General features: G+C 68.2%; 12 protein-coding genes and 1 tRNA gene. 7 read left to right on the top strand and 6 right to left on the bottom strand.

Annotated features, from left to right (window positions below):
• Positions 1-248: 248 nt before the first annotated feature.
• Complete coding sequence (locus tag AB0L53_RS04250) at positions 249-431, bottom strand: hypothetical protein (RefSeq protein WP_363989969.1); 183 nt, start codon at positions 429-431, stop codon at positions 249-251.
• A 202-nt stretch (positions 432-633) separates the two neighbouring features.
• Here AB0L53_RS04250 and AB0L53_RS04245 point away from each other — a divergent pair, with 202 nt between their 5' ends.
• Complete coding sequence (locus AB0L53_RS04245; RefSeq protein ID WP_363989966.1) at positions 634-1,536, top strand: 4-(cytidine 5'-diphospho)-2-C-methyl-D-erythritol kinase; 903 nt, start codon at positions 634-636, stop codon at positions 1,534-1,536.
• Positions 1,537-2,557: 1,021 nt separating this feature from the next.
• Complete coding sequence (locus AB0L53_RS04240; RefSeq protein WP_363989963.1) at positions 2,558-4,357, top strand: ABC-F family ATP-binding cassette domain-containing protein; 1,800 nt, start codon at positions 2,558-2,560, stop codon at positions 4,355-4,357.
• A 12-nt stretch (positions 4,358-4,369) separates the two neighbouring features.
• On the opposite strand, the gene AB0L53_RS04235 is transcribed toward AB0L53_RS04240, so the two are convergent.
• Positions 4,370-4,870: a MarR family transcriptional regulator gene (locus AB0L53_RS04235; RefSeq protein WP_358541748.1), complete on the bottom strand. Its 501-nt coding sequence runs from the start codon at positions 4,868-4,870 to the stop codon at positions 4,370-4,372.
• Positions 4,871-4,978: 108 nt separating this feature from the next.
• On the opposite strand from AB0L53_RS04235, the gene AB0L53_RS04230 reads away from it, so the two are divergent.
• The 4 genes from AB0L53_RS04230 to AB0L53_RS04215 are packed head-to-tail and all read left to right on the top strand — an operon-like array spanning position 4,979 to position 8,849.
• On the top strand, positions 4,979-5,749 hold the full coding sequence (locus AB0L53_RS04230) for a trans-aconitate 2-methyltransferase (RefSeq protein ID WP_363989959.1): 771 nt from the start codon (positions 4,979-4,981) through the stop codon (positions 5,747-5,749).
• A gap of 48 nt (positions 5,750-5,797) precedes the next feature.
• On the top strand, positions 5,798-6,133 hold the full coding sequence (locus AB0L53_RS04225) for a glyoxalase (RefSeq protein ID WP_363989957.1): 336 nt from the start codon (positions 5,798-5,800) through the stop codon (positions 6,131-6,133).
• Positions 6,134-6,186: 53 nt separating this feature from the next.
• The gene (locus AB0L53_RS04220) at positions 6,187-7,677 is read left to right on the top strand and encodes a CYTH and CHAD domain-containing protein (protein WP_363989954.1); all 1,491 of its coding nucleotides are present in this window, start codon (positions 6,187-6,189) and stop codon (positions 7,675-7,677) included.
• Entirely contained in the window at positions 7,674-8,849 is a 1,176-nt protein-coding gene (locus tag AB0L53_RS04215; protein ID WP_363989951.1) for a cytochrome P450, read from the top strand. Before AB0L53_RS04220 ends, AB0L53_RS04215 begins: the two co-directional genes overlap by 4 nt.
• Positions 8,850-8,869: 20 nt before the next feature.
• On the opposite strand, the gene AB0L53_RS04210 is transcribed toward AB0L53_RS04215, so the two are convergent.
• The 4 genes from AB0L53_RS04210 to AB0L53_RS04195 form a co-directional block, all read right to left on the bottom strand.
• Entirely contained in the window at positions 8,870-9,703 is an 834-nt protein-coding gene (locus tag AB0L53_RS04210) for an NUDIX hydrolase (protein WP_363989948.1), read from the bottom strand.
• Positions 9,696-11,756, bottom strand: coding sequence for an RNA degradosome polyphosphate kinase (locus AB0L53_RS04205; protein ID WP_363989944.1), 2,061 nt, complete (start codon positions 11,754-11,756; stop codon positions 9,696-9,698). The genes AB0L53_RS04210 and AB0L53_RS04205 overlap by 8 nt, the downstream gene beginning before the upstream one ends.
• 53 nt (positions 11,757-11,809) lie before the next feature.
• Entirely contained in the window at positions 11,810-12,691 is an 882-nt protein-coding gene (locus tag AB0L53_RS04200) for a TetR/AcrR family transcriptional regulator (RefSeq protein ID WP_363990366.1), read from the bottom strand.
• Between the two features lie 94 nt (positions 12,692-12,785).
• Complete coding sequence (locus AB0L53_RS04195) at positions 12,786-13,724, bottom strand: acyl-CoA desaturase (protein WP_358541729.1); 939 nt, start codon at positions 13,722-13,724, stop codon at positions 12,786-12,788.
• A 232-nt stretch (positions 13,725-13,956) separates the two neighbouring features.
• On the opposite strand from AB0L53_RS04195, the gene AB0L53_RS04190 reads away from it, so the two are divergent.
• Positions 13,957-14,028: transfer RNA gene (locus AB0L53_RS04190), tRNA-Gln, on the top strand.
• Positions 14,029-14,083 lie beyond the last annotated feature (55 nt).

Below are 14,083 nucleotides of genomic sequence, written 5' to 3'. Positions count from 1 at the left end.
GATCAGATGTCGCTTGCATGGTGGCTGCAGCCCGCATGATCGCGTAGCTCCTCTCGTATGCGGCACTCGTGCGACATTCCGCCAAGCGGGCCGGAGGAGTCCTCAGCGCACCGGCAACGCTGGCATCTGGCACCGCAGTCGCAGGCGTCCGCCCCTGCGAGTGGACGCTCTCGTCTGCTGGAGCCGCACCGATACTGGCAGGTAGCGGCATCGTCGTCCTGTTCCATGCCAGAGGGGAGCTGCCTATGTCACGTCGATCCGAGCGGAGGGCCGCCTGCACCGGCTACGCCGACCGCGTAGCCCAGATCCAGCTCGCCGTGCTCTTCGATGACCTGACCGGCCCGACGGCAGCCGGCGTCGTGGCGGGGTCCATCGCCGCGTACCTCGTCGATCAAAGCCCATCCCTCATCGGTGACGTCTCCATGCGCCATGGCGAGGGTTTACCAGGACCGCCGACCGCAGCGCCGAAGAATCGCCCCCTCGGGTACGGGTGTTGCATCGGTCCCGTACAGGGGTCACCACTTCTGCCGAGAATCATGTGAGCGGGAAGCGAGCCCCTATAGGCTCGAGAGCCCTCGACAAGCTCGAGAAGAGTCCTCAACCTCGGCAAACGACGAAAGTGACAGAAGATCGATGAGTTCGGTGACCGTACGGGTGCCCGCGAAGGTCAACGTGCAGCTATCCGTCGGACCGCTTCGGGAAGACGGCTATCACGACCTGGTCAACGTCTTCCACGCCGTATCGATCTTCGACGAAGTGGTCGCCCATGAGTCCGAGTCGATCACCGTCACGGTGGGGGGCAACTGGGCGGACCGGGTCCCGATCGATAACGAGAATCTGGCGATTCAGGCCGCGAGAGCCCTGGCCAAGCACGCGGGCCGCACCTATGGCGCGGCGTTGGTGATCCACAAGGCCATCCCCGTGGCCGGTGGCATGGCCGGGGGGAGCGCGGACGCGGCGGGGGCTCTGGTGGCGTGCAACGAGTTGTGGGGGCTTGGCCTGCCGTTCGACGACCTCATGGAGATCGCCGGCGACCTGGGAAGTGACGTACCCTTTTCGCTGCTCGGAGGCACGGCGGTGGGGATCGGGCGGGGTGAGCAGCTCAGCGAGCTGCCGACCGGCGGCCGGTTTCACTGGGTGTTCGCGGTGGCGGAGGGCGGGCTGTCGACGGCCGCCGTCTATGCCGAGTGCGACCGGCTCCGTGCCGCGACCGGTGCGGAGATCCCCTGGCCGCAGCTGAGCGACCCTCTGCTGGAGGCGCTCGGCGCCGGGGACGCCCGCAAGCTGGGCGCGTACCTCACCAACGACCTCCAGCCCGCCGCCCTGACGCTCCGCCCTCAGCTGGCCGACACCCTCGAAGCCGGTCGTCAGTACGGCGCGCTCGGCGCGATCGTCTCCGGCTCCGGTCCGACCTGCGCCTTCCTCGCGACCGACGCCGCCCACGCCGACCGCATGGCCGCCGCCCTCACCACGTCCGGCATCACCCGCACCGCGATTCCCGCTCACGGCCCAGTCCCAGGCGCCGTTGTTGTCTGACGCCGGGCGGTTTGTTGATCAGCTCGATCTCGATGACCAGGACGCTCAGAGCTTCCTCCTCCAGCCCTTAGGTGCGGCAGGTGGAGGCCCGCTGCTGGTCACGGGGCTGGTCACGGGGCTGGTGGGATTGACCTTCTCAGGTCGGGAGCCAAAGGCGAGAGTGGCTGCCTGCACCGCGCGGCGCCAGATGACGTCTCGCAGAGCGGTGTAGTTTCTCGGCCGCTCGGCCCTGACCATCCCTCGTAGCAGCCACTTATACCTCCTGACAGCTTGCTCGGCCCAAGTGCGCCGGGCCGAACCCGCCAGCGGTACGAAGACGGGCTCGCCGACGACCAGCAGGTCGTTGGCGAGCAGGGTGTAGCGCTCGATTATCCGGATCCCCGGACCCCGCTATCCGGATCCCCGGACCCCGCGTCCTGCGCGGGCGCGGCGACGGCTTGATGTGAGGGCGCGTTGAGGGGCTTTGTGGCCGGTTGCGGTGTTCGGCAGCCAACGCGATGAGCGCTCCTGGCGACGTTCGGTCAGCCGATCAGGAGAGTCAGCTGATCAGGAGAGCCGATCGATGAGCGGCACTGTTGTGTTCAGGTGTGCCGAACCAGCCGGAGAGCGCTTCTCGCCGCCCGAGCACGGCGGTGTCGGTCGATGATCACGTCGACGTCCATCATCGGCCCCGCCCCGCGCGGTCTTTCGTCGCGTCCCCGCGCGACCCGGTCATCGACATCGACACACGCACTTAGCTACTCCTATTTCCGCAGGTTCTGGCCTCGGCCGCCGATTCTGCGGTACGACCGGGGTCTTGCCGCAAGCCCCCGGGTGCGCCATACGTTAGGAGCGGAACGGAGCAGGCACTCCGTTCCTTTGCCTTTTCGTCCGCTGTAGACGGACCACCTCCTCAAGAACGGCCCAGGAGGATCTCCCACGGCCCTCTCCGAATCTGAGCGCCGGTCTCGGGGCGGTTGCGGATATGGCGCTATCGGTGTCGTCACCACAGCGCCTTTGAGGCCGATACCCTGGTAGGGCCATGAATCTGGTAAATCTCGAGTCTGTTTCCCATGCCTACGGGCCCAAACCGCTGCTCAACGACGTCTCCCTCGGGGTCGAGGTCGGCGAGCGCATAGGTGTCGTCGGACGTAACGGCGGCGGCAAGACCACGCTGCTGTCGGTGATCGCGGCAGACGTACGCCCGGACAGCGGCCGGGTCACCCATACCCGGGGGCTGCGGGTGGGCGTGCTGTCGCAGCATGACGCGCTCGATCCGGCGATGCCCATCCGGGAGATCGTGCTGGGTGAGAAGGCTGAGCACGAGTGGGCGGGGGATCAGGGCGTCCGCGAGATTCTCGGCAATCTCATCGGTGATCTCGATCTCGACGCCAAGGCGGGGGATCTGTCCGGTGGTGAGCGGCGGCGCACCGCGCTGGCCCAGCTGCTCATCGATGAGCATGACCTGATCATGCTCGACGAGCCCACGAACCATCTCGACATCGAGGCCATAGCCTGGCTGGCCGGTCATCTGGCCGGACGCAAGAGCGCGCTGGTGGTCGTGACGCACGACCGGTGGTTCCTCGACGCGGTCTCCACCAGGACCTGGGAGGTCGTGGACGGTCGAGTCGAGCGATATGAGGGCGGTTACGCCGCCTACGTGCTCGCGAAGGCGGAGCGGGCGCGCATCGCCCAGGCCGCCGAGGAACGCCGCCAGAACCTGATGCGCAAGGAGATCGCCTGGTTGCGGCGCGGCCCGCCCGCCCGCACGTCGAAGCCGAAGTTCCGGATTGAGGCCGCGCAGGCGCTGATCGCCGACGAGCCGCCGGCGCGGGAGAGCGTGGAGCTGCTGAGGTTCGCGGCGGTCCGGCTCGGCAAGACCGTCTACGACCTCGAAGACGTCACCCTGCACGCCGGTGGCCCCGGCAGCGGGCCGCTGGTGCTCGACGACTGCACCTGGCAGTTCGGGCCGGGCGACCGGGTCGGGCTGATCGGCGTCAACGGCTCCGGCAAGTCGTCCGTGCTCCGGCTGCTCGCCGACTCGGTCCAGCAGGACTCGGGGCGGATGATCAGGGGCAAGACGGTACGCCTGGCGCACCTGTCGCAGGAGCTGGCCGAGCTCGACCCCACCCGCCGGGTGCTGGAGACGGTCGAGGAGATCCGCAAGTACATCCAGGTCGGCAAGAAGGAGTGGTCCGCGTCCCAGCTGCTCGAACGCCTGGGCTTCAAGGGTGAGGCGCAGTGGAAGGTCGTCGGCGACCTGTCGGGTGGCGAGCGGCGGCGGCTGCAGCTGCTCAGGCTCCTCATGGACGACCCCAACGTGCTGCTGCTCGACGAGCCGACCAATGATCTCGACATCGAGACGCTGAACGAGCTCGAAGACCTTCTCGACGGCTGGCCCGGCACTCTTATCCTGGTGAGCCACGACCGCTACTTCCTCGAACGCGTCACGGACAAATGTGTGGCGCTCTTGGGCAACGGCAAGCTCTCCTTCCTTCCGGGAGGCGTGGACGAATATCTGTCCCGCCGGGCCCAAGGCACCGCCCAGACCGCCCGAATGACCTCACCCCAGTCGTCGGCTCCCGCACCGATCCAGCCCGCGGCCCCTCAGGAGGGCATGTCGGCCAAGGAAGAACGCGAGCTGCGCAAGGAGCTCAACCGCCTCGAACGCCAGCTCGACCGGCTGGGCGACCAGGAGGCCAAGCTCCACGCGGCCATGGCGGACGCGGCCAGCGACTACGCCAAACTGGGCTCCCTGGACACCCAGCTCAGGGACATCCTCGACCAGAAGGACACGGTCGAGGCCGAGTGGCTCGAACTCGCCGACCGCCTGAGCGACTGACCGCCTGAGCGGTCAGGAATCGAACGGTGCGAGGAGGGTGCGGAGCAGGGCGGAGAGGGTGCGTTGGTCGGTCAGGGGCAGGCCGGCGAGGAGGTCGTGCTCGCGCCGCAACAGCCCGGCGAACGCCGCGTCCACCCGCGCCAGCCCGCTGTCCGTCAGCGACACCAGCACCCCTCGCCGGTCCTCCGGATCCGGCCGGCGCCGCACCAGGCCCGCCTGGGCGAGCCGGTCGATGCGGTTCGTCATCGTGCCCGACGTGACCAGGGTGGCCCGGATCAGGGCTCCGGGGCTCAGCTCGTACGGCTTGCCCGCGCGCCGAAGTGCTGTCAGCACGTCGAACTCCCAAGGCTCCAGAGCGTGCTCGGCGAATGCCGCTCGCCTGGCCCGGTCGAGATGCTTGGCCAGCCGCGACACCCGCGACAGCACCTGAAGGGGCTCGACGTCGAGGTCCGGACGCTCTGACCGCCAGGCCGCCACCAGCCGGTCGACCTCGTCCTGCGGCTCCTCGTTCATGAGACCGCCTTGCCACGAGATCGCCAGGTCGGGGGGAGCGCATCCTGCGTCATGGTCAGAGTGTACTGTCTTGACATCGAGATACATATCTCGATATCAATTATCTCTATGTCGAGAGATATCTGGGATCCCACCATATACGCCAGGTACACCGACGAGCGATCACGCCCGTTCTTCGAGCTGACCGCCAGAATCGGCGCCGACAGTCCTGATTATGTCGTGGACGCCGGCTGCGGCACCGGCGAACTCACCCTCGAACTCGCCCGCCGCTGGCCCCAGGCTACCGTGGAGGGCTTCGACGCCTCCCCGGCCATGATCACCAAGGCGCGCCAGCACCAGCAGCAGCGGTTCTGGGTCTCCGATGTCACGACGTGGCGGCCCGACCGGCCGGTGGACGTGCTCGTCTCCAACGCAGTCCTGCAATGGGTGCCCACGCACCGCGACGTCCTGGAGCACTGGGTCGACGCGCTGAGCCCCGGCGGCTGGCTGGCCTTCCAGGTGCCCGGCAACTTCGACGCCCCCAGCCACGTGGCGATCCGCGAGCTCTGCGCCGCGCCCGAGTGGTCCGATCGGCTCGGCGACCTCAACCGGGGCCGCCCGGTGGACGACCCCATCGACTACGTCGACTTCCTGAGCGGCTGCCGGGTCGACGCCTGGGAGACGACATACGTCCACCTCCTCCAGAGCGACAACGGTGACAACGCGGTACTGAACTGGATCTCCGGCACCGCCCTGCGCCCGGTCTTCGACCGGCTGGACCCCGACGAGCAGAAGAAGTTCACCGCCGAGCTGGGGCAGCGGCTCGACGAGGTCTATCCGGCCAGGCCGTACGGGACGCCGTTCCCGTTCCGGCGCGTCTTCGTGGTGGCACAGAAATGATCACCTATGTGGTGGCACAGAAATGATCACCTATGTGGTGGCGCAGAAATGATCACCGGCCTGCATCACGTCCAGCTCGCCGCGCCCGCGGGGAGCGAGCCGCTGCTGAGGGAGTTCTACGGCGGAGTCCTCGGGCTCCAGGAGGTGCCAAAACCCTCTGAGCTGGACAAACGCGGCGGGGTCTGGTTCCGTGGCCGGGGGGTTGAGGTGCATCTCGGCATCGAGGACGACTTTCGGCCCGCCAGGAAGGCGCACCCGGCGTTCCTGGTGGACGACCTCGGCGCCTTCAGCACGGAACCACCCGACGACCTGCTCCCCGGCTACCGCCGGATCTACCTCATGGACCCGGTGGGGAACCGAATCGAGCTCCTCCAAGGCGTGTGAAGTTCGTCCAGCGGTGGCATGATTGTCCAAATCGGCCAAGGCTGTGAGGTGCTGTGGGCATCGAAATCGAGGACAAGTTCAACGTCCCCTCCGACTACGCGATACCCGACCTGAGCAAGCTGGCAGAGATCTCGGGCCCGAAGAGTTACCAGCTCGTGGCGCTCTACTACGACACGCCCGATCTGCGGCTGGCCACCCGGGGCATCACGCTCCGGCGAAGACGCGGCGGTGACGACGCCGGCTGGCATCTGAAGCTGCCCAAGGCCAAGGGCGTACGCCAGGAGATCACCCACCCGCTCACCCGGAGCACGAAGATGGTGCCCGCCGAGCTGGCCGAGCTCGTCCGCGCCTACACCCGCGGCGCGGAGCTCCAGGTGGTGGCCGAGCTCGACACCCGCCGGACCGTGACCCTGCTGCACGACGGCCCGACCGGGCTCGTCGAGATCGCCGACGACCGCGTCAAGGGCACGGTCTTCGATGCCAAAAAATCAGCAGGCGGGCCGGGGGTCGTGCGGTGGCGCGAGGTCGAGGCGGAGCTGCTGGAAGGCGACCAAGCCCTGCTCGCCAAGGTCGGCAAACGGCTCAGAAAGGCCGGCGCCACCCCGTCGGAGTCGGCCAGCAAGCTCGCCAGACTCCTCGAACCACCACCTGTCGCCCATGCCCCCACGAAGGACGGCTCGGCCGGCCAGACCGTCATGGACTACCTGGCGGGCCAGGTGACGGCCCTCCTCTCACAAGATCCCCGCGTACGGCGAGCGGAACATGACGCCGTCCACCAGATGCGCGTCGCCTCCCGGCGGCTGCGGAGCGCGCTCAGGGCGTTCGGCGGCATCATCATCGGCACGAAGCGGGTCCAGGACGAGCTGCGCTGGCTGGCCACGGTGCTCGGCGAGGCGCGTGACCTGGAAGTGATCAGGGCCAGGTTCGCCCGCGAGCTGGCGGCGCTGGCCCCCGAACTGGTCACCGGCCGCATCCTGGCCAGGCTCGGCGACGACCTGCACGCCCGCGAGCTGGAGGCGTACGAGCGCATCAAGGACACGCTCAGCGGCGAGCGCTACTACGCGCTGCTCGACACCCTCGACACGTTGACGGCCGCCCCGAAGCTGACCAAGGCCGCGGCGGAACCGGCGCACGACAAGCTCAGTGACGTGGCCGCCGAGAACTGGGACCGGGTGGCCAAGATCTACGACACCGCCCAGGCGATCCCGGACCTCGAACGCCGCGAGCTCGCCATGCACGATGTCCGCAAGGCGGCCAAACGGGCCCGCTACACCGCCGAGGCCCTCCAGCCCACGCTCGGCAAGAGCATGGCCAAGCTGGCCAAGCACGCCGCGGCCGTACAGGAGGTGCTCGGCACCCATCAGGACGGCGTGGTGGCGCAGGAGACGCTGGCCAAGGAGGCGGAGGCCGCGCGGCAGGCGGGTGAGGACACCTTCACGTACGGCCTGCTCATCGGCCTCGAACGCGGCACAGCGGAGCGAGCACACGCGGACTTCCCCAAGGTCTGGGCCGAGACGGCGCGAGCCATTAGGAAACTACTATGAGCGACTTACCAGTCATACCTTTCGCACGACAGGACGCCCTGGAGGTCCCTGCGGCCTATCGGGAGCTGCGGGACGAGAAGGGCATCACCAGAGTACGCACCCGGGTGGGCGACGAGATCTGGCTGGTCAGCGGCTACGAGGACGCCCGCAAGCTGTTCGCCGACCCCCGGCTCGGACGCTCGCACCCCGAGCCGGAGAAGGCCGCCCGCGTCTCCGGCTCCGCGCTGCTCGGCGGCCCCCAGGGCGAGAGCGCGACCGAGAAGGCCGACAACGAGCGGATGCGCCGGCTGTTCATGCCCTCGTTCTCCGCCCGCCGGATGAAGGCGCTCAGCGACCACGTGGGCACCTTGGTGGACGAGCGGCTGGACCACCTGGCCACTCTGACGCCGCCCGCTGATCTGCACGCCGAGCTGTCCTTCCCGCTGCCCGTGCTGGTCATCTGCCAGCTGCTCGGCGTCCCCTTCGAGGACCGGGACTACTTCAGCGGCGTCTCCAGCCGGATGGGCGACGTCGCGGACGAGGCCAAGGGCATGGCGGCGCGCGAGGAGATGGGCGCGTACATGGCCGGGCTCATCGAGCGCAAGCGGCACGAGCCCGGCGAGGACGTCCTTTCGGACCTGGCCGGGGTCCTGGACGACGACGGCAGGGTGGCGCAGCTGGCCGGCGGGCTGCTGTTCGCCGGGCACGAGACCACCGTGAACCGCATCGACTACGGCGTACTGTTCCTGGAGGCCAACCCCGACCAGCTCGCGCTGCTCAAGGCCGATCCCGGACGGGCGCCCGCCGCCGTCGAGGAGATCCTGCGCATGGCCTCGCCCAGCCTGCACGGCCTGCCCCGCTACGCCCACGGCGACATCGAGATCGGCGGCGTCACGATCCGCCGGGGCGAGGCCGTGCTGATCATGCCCGGCGCCGCCAACAGGGACGAGCGGATCTACCCCGACCCCGACACCTTCGACGTGGGCCGGAAGTCCGTAGACCCGCACCTGAGCTTCGGGTACGGCCCGCGCTACTGCATCGGCGCCAGCCTGGCCAGGGTCGAGCTCGAAGGGGTGTTCAGCCGGCTCTACCAGCGCTTCCCCGAGCTGCGCGTGGCCGTGCCGCTCGATCAGCTCCGCCGCAACGAGGGCCGGATCACCGAAGGCGTCGCCGAACTGCCCGTCACCTGGTGACCGTCAGAGCCTCGTGGCCCTCAGGTCGTGTAACGCTCCACGCTGACGACCCGCTCGCCCAGCCGGTGCAGGACGGCGAACGCCCCCTTGCGCAGCTGCACGTCCTTGCCGCTGAGCGAGCGGATCAGTTCGGGCAGCACCTTGCCGTGGCTGGACACGGCCGCCGCCGTCCTGAGCTCCCCGACCAGCGCGGGCGTCTTGTCCGAGTCCTGGCCCTCCTCGCTGAGCAGCGGCTCGGTCCTGATGTCGCCGCCGTACGGCTGGAGCGTCTGTACGCATCGGAGGCTGGGCGAGCTGACCAGGACCTCGGGACGGTAGGCGGGCAGCACCCGGGCGATCGTCTCCGCCTGGGCCCGGCCGTCCGAGTCGAGGGGACGCAGGGCGTCATCACCCTTCCACGCCTGCCTGGAGCCCGCGGCGCCATGCCGTACCAGGACAAGAGGGACGGTGGCCAGCGGCGCCACCTCCAGCGAGTGGACCAGGCCCACGTCCCACTCCCAGGTCAGCAGCTCGCGGGCGCGGTCGAGCGGCAGCCAGCGCAGCTCGTCCACCTCGTCGCCGGGGGTGAACGCCTCGCTCTCGTCCGTGGCCTGGGCCGCCCAGTAGTCGACCCGCTTGAGCCGGTCCGTGATCAGGTAGTGGACGGGTGGCAGGGCGCGGCCGAGCGTCGTGACCAGGCCGGTCTCCTCGCGCACCTCGCGCAGCGCGGCGACGATCACGTGCTCGCCCTGCTTCAGCTTGCCCTTGGGAAAGGTCCAGTCGTCATAGGCCGGGCGGTGGATGACGGCCACCTCGGGGTGGCGCTCGTCACCGCGCCACACCACGGCTCCGGCCGCGCGGAGCGGGTCAGTCATCAACGCTCCTCCAGCGGCGGGTGCCGATCAGGATGCTCTGCAGGTCCTCGCCCGGATGTCGCACCCAGGTGCCGTCGGAGTTCAGCAGCCACGCGCTCGTCGTGTCGGCGGTGGCGCGGTCCATCAGGTCGATGAGGTACGCCCGGTGCTGCTGGCTGGTCACCTTGACCAGCGCCTCGACCCGGCGCTCCAGGTTGCGGCGCATCAGGTCGGCGCTGCCGATCCACACCTCGGGCCGCCGGCCCAGGCCGAACTCGTAGATGCGGGAATGCTCCAGGAAACGCCCCAGCACCGACCGTACGCGGATGTTCTCCGACAGGTCCGGGATGCCAGGGCGGAGGGTGCAGATACCCCGCACCCACAGATCCACCTGCACACCGGCCCGGGACGCCCGGTAGAGGGCGTCGATGAGCGGCTCGTCCACCAGGGAGTTCGTCTTGATCCTGATGCGCGCGGGACGGCCCGCCTCCTGGTGCGCGATCTCCCGCTCGATCCTGGCCATCAGGCCGCCGCGCAGCGAGTGCGGGGCGACGAGCAGCCTGCGGTAGGCCGAGTGGTTGGAGTAGCCGGTCAGGTGGATGAACAGGTCCGTGATGTCCTCGCCGACCAGCGGGTCCGCGGTGAGCAGGCCGATGTCCTCGTAGTGCCTGGCCGTCTTGGGGTTGTAGTTGCCCGTTCCGATGTGGCAGTAGCGGCGCAGCTCGCCGGACGGCTCCTGCCGGACGACCAGGGCCAGCTTGCAGTGGGTCTTGAGCCCGACCACGCCATAGACGACGTGGCAGCCGGCCTTCTCCAGCTTGCGCGCCCACTCGATGTTGGCGTGCTCGTCGAAGCGGGCCTTGATCTCCACCACCACGACGACCTGCTTGCCCGACTCGGCCGCGTCGATCAACGCGTCGACGATCGGGGACTCGCCGCTGGTCCGGTACAGCGTCTGCTTGATCGCCAGGACGTTCGGGTCCTCGGCCGCCGCCTCGATGAAGCGCTGCACGCTGGTGGCGAAGGAGTCGTACGGGTGGTGCAGGAGCACGTCCCGCTCGCGCAGCGCGGCGAAGATGTCGTCGTCCGCCAGCACGGCCTCGGCGGGGACGAACGGCCGGTAGCTCAGCTCGGCCCGGTCCAGGTCGGCGAGGGCGTGCAATCCGGTCAGGTCGAGCGGCCCGGCGAGCTGGTAGATCTCGTGCGGCGCGACTTCGAGCTCCTCGACGAGCAGGTCGAGCACCTCGGGCGTGATGGTGTCCTCGACCTCCAGCCGCACGGCCGGGCCGAAGCGGCGGTTCTTCAGCTCCCGCTCCAGCGCCTGCATGAGGTTCTCGGTGATGTCCTCGTCCACGTCGAGGTCCTCGTTGCGGGTCACCCTGAAGGCGTGGTGCTGGACGATCTCCATGCCCTTGAAGAGCTGGCCCAGATGGGCCGCGATGACGTCCTCCAGCGGGACGAACCTGTCCTTGGAGGCGGTGACGAACCTCGGCAGCTGCGAAGGCACCTTGACCCGGGCGAACACGGTGTGATCGTCGACCGGATTCCGCACCAGGACCGCCAGATTCAGGCTGAGTCCAGAAATATACGGAAATGGGTGGGCGGGGTCGACGGCCAGCGGCGTCAGCACCGGCCGGATCCGTTCCCTGAACAGCTTGCGCAGCTCCGTGCGCTCCTCGCGGCCCAGGTCGTCCCATCTGACGATCTCGATGCCCTCGGTGGCCAGCTGCGGGCAGACCTGCTCGTGGAAGACGGCCGCGTGCCGCGTGGCCAGCGTGTGGGAGATCGCGGCGATCCGGGCCAGCTCCTCGCGCGGCTTCAGCCCGCTCTTCGTCCTGAGCAGCAGTCCGGTGGCCATCCGCCGTTTCAGCCCGGCCACGCGTACCCGGAAGAACTCATCCAGGTTGCTGGCGAAGATGGCCAGGAAGCGCACCCGTTCGAGAAGAGGGAGAGAGGAGTCTTCGGCCAGTTCGAGCACGCGTTCGTTGAACTGTAGCCAGCTCTCCTCACGGTTGAGGAACCTCTCCTGCGGCAGGGGAAGGTCACTCTCGGGATGAAGCGGTTCCGCGGACATATGAGAAATATGCCCCATTTGGTTGAACAGAACGTGAACTAAGCGGCAACGGCTTATTCCACCTGGTCAGGTTGCTCCAACCGGGCCGCGCGCTCGACCAGCCGGGCCTCCCGCTGGCGCAGTTTCTCCTCGCGCTCGCGGGCCTTCTCGGCCTCCTTCAGCAGCCGCTCGCGCTCCTTCAGCTCGCGGACCTTGGCCTTCTCCGCCTCTTTGAGCTCCCGCTGGCGGGCCTTCTCGGCCTCCTTGAGCTCCTTGTCGCGGGCCTTCTCCAGCTCGCGCAGCTCCTTCTCGCTGGCGCGCGGCACGGCGACGACGGGGTGGGCGCGTCCGGTGGACGTCAAGGAAAGAGCGGTGATGGCCGGCTGCGGGTTGAGTCCGGTCAGGCCGTTCCAGGCCAGGTTCACCACGTGGGCGGCGACCTCCTCGCGGCCCGGCTTGCGCACGTCGAGCCACCACTGGCCGGTCAGGGCCACCATGCCTACGAGCATCTGCGCGTACATCGGCGCCAGTTTGGGGTCGTAGCCGCGGGACACGAACTCGTCGGCGAGTACGTCCTCGACCTGGCTGGCGATCTCGCTGATCAGGCTCGCGAACGTGCCGGTGCCCGAGGCGGCGTGCGAGTCGCGCACCAGGATGCGAAAGCCCTCGCTGCTCTCCTCGATGTAGTGGAGCAGCGCCAGGGCCGCCCGCTCCAGCTTGATCAGCGAGTGGGAGGCGGAGAGCGCCTCGGTGATCATGCTGAGCAGCTTCTGCATCTCCCGGTCGACCACGACCGCGTAGACGCCCTCCTTGCCGCCGAAGTGTTCGTAGACCACCGGCTTCGAGACCTGGGCCGTTGCCGCTATCTCCTCGATGGAGGTCCCGTCGAACCCCTTCTCGGCGAAGAGCGTGCGGCTGATCTGGATCAGCTGCTCTCTTCGCTCTCTGCCGGTCATCCGCCTGCGAGATCTGGGTTCGGTCACGGTTTCCATAATGGCGGTGCTCGAAGAAGAGCCCGTCATCAACGGACCGGTCATCAACGAGCCGGAATCAGCCAATGCGCTTCGCCGCCAGGCGTTCGGGGGTCGGCCAGCGCACGTCGTGGACCCAGCCGAGCCGCTCGAAGATCCTGATGACGCCGGCGCTGAGGTCGATCTGACCCTTCAGCGCGCCGTGCCTGGCGCAGGTGGGGTCGGAGTGGTGCAGGTTGTGCCACGACTCGCCGAAGGAGGGGATGGCCAGCCACCACACGTTGCGCGACTTGTCGCGGACCTGGAAGTCCTCCTCGCCGAACACGTGGCAGATCGAGTTGATCGACCAGGTCACGTGGTGCAGCAGGCCGATGCGGACCAGCGAGCCCCAGAACAGCGCGGTGAGCGCGCCCTGCCAGGACCAGGTGACCAGGCCGCCGAGGATGCCGGGCAGCAGGAGCGAGGTGAGGGCCAGCGGGCCGAACCACTTGTGCAGCTTGACGACGTCGTCGTCCTTGACCAGGTCGGGGGCGTACTTCTCGCGGTTGGTGCGGTCGGCGTCGAACATCCAGCCCATGTGCGCGTACAGCAGGCCCTTGGACAGCGACTTGAAGCCGGGTCCGAAGCGCCACGGCGAGTGCGGGTCGCCCTCCTTGTCGGAGAACTTGTGGTGCTTGCGGTGCGTGGCCACCCAGTCGAGCACGGACATCTCCAGCGAGAGGCTGCCCGCGATGCCCAGCGCGATCTTCAGGGGTCGCTTGGCCTTGAACGAGCCGTGCGTGAAGAAGCGGTGCAGGCCGACGGTCACACCGAGCCCGCTCACCACATAGAAGACGAACGCGATGACGATGTCGCTCCAGCCGAGACCCCATCCCCACGCGAACGGCACCGCGGCCACGATCGCGATGAGGGGGAGCCCCACCACGAGGGCGAAGGTGACGAGTTCGGCCTTGGTCCGGGGCTCGGGTTCGACGTCGGGCTTCGGTCCTGGGGAGGTGCGCTCGGCGATAACGGTCATGGGCTACCTCTCACGACATGTATGAGGATGAATGTCCTGGCTACGCCACCGTAACCTACGCCATCGTAAGTTAGTAAGACCTAAGCGGCGAGTGTGGCGAAGGCGACTTCTGTCCTATGAGAGGAGTAGCTTCTGTATCTTGCGGCTTTTCGGGCGGTCTGTTATGTGGCGCGCGCGTGGGCCAGGGATCGGTATCGTAGGAGTGCGTCGGACGCTCAGGTGTCCGATTTAGTCCCGGATCGTCTAATCGGCAGGACAAGTGGTTTTGGTCCACTTTGTAGGGGTTCGAGTCCTCTTCCGGGAGCTTGGAGGCACTCCCCGCCGCTAGCGCGCGAGTGTCGGTTGGGTATCCTCACGGT

The sequence above is a fragment of the Nonomuraea sp. NPDC052129 genome, assembly GCF_040680095.1.
Taxonomy (GTDB): Bacteria; Actinomycetota; Actinomycetes; order Streptosporangiales; family Streptosporangiaceae; genus Nonomuraea.
The sequence above is the reverse complement of the archived record's forward strand: the minus strand, read 5'-3'. Positions and strand labels throughout refer to the sequence as shown.

Coding starts and splice junctions, on each gene's coding strand:
- AB0L53_RS04250 (WP_363989969.1), bottom strand. CDS start 431: ATGGCGCATGGAGACGTCACCGATGAGGGATGGGCTTTGATCGACGAG.
- AB0L53_RS04245 (WP_363989966.1), top strand. CDS start 634: ATGAGTTCGGTGACCGTACGGGTGCCCGCGAAGGTCAACGTGCAGCTA.
- AB0L53_RS04240 (WP_363989963.1), top strand. CDS start 2,558: ATGAATCTGGTAAATCTCGAGTCTGTTTCCCATGCCTACGGGCCCAAA.
- AB0L53_RS04235 (WP_358541748.1), bottom strand. CDS start 4,870: ATGAACGAGGAGCCGCAGGACGAGGTCGACCGGCTGGTGGCGGCCTGG.
- AB0L53_RS04230 (WP_363989959.1), top strand. CDS start 4,979: ATGTCGAGAGATATCTGGGATCCCACCATATACGCCAGGTACACCGAC.
- AB0L53_RS04225 (WP_363989957.1), top strand. CDS start 5,798: ATGATCACCGGCCTGCATCACGTCCAGCTCGCCGCGCCCGCGGGGAGC.
- AB0L53_RS04215 (WP_363989951.1), top strand. CDS start 7,674: ATGAGCGACTTACCAGTCATACCTTTCGCACGACAGGACGCCCTGGAG.
- AB0L53_RS04210 (WP_363989948.1), bottom strand. CDS start 9,703: ATGACTGACCCGCTCCGCGCGGCCGGAGCCGTGGTGTGGCGCGGTGAC.
- AB0L53_RS04205 (WP_363989944.1), bottom strand. CDS start 11,756: ATGTCCGCGGAACCGCTTCATCCCGAGAGTGACCTTCCCCTGCCGCAG.
- AB0L53_RS04200 (WP_363990366.1), bottom strand. CDS start 12,691: ATGACCGGCAGAGAGCGAAGAGAGCAGCTGATCCAGATCAGCCGCACG.
- AB0L53_RS04195 (WP_358541729.1), bottom strand. CDS start 13,724: ATGACCGTTATCGCCGAGCGCACCTCCCCAGGACCGAAGCCCGACGTC.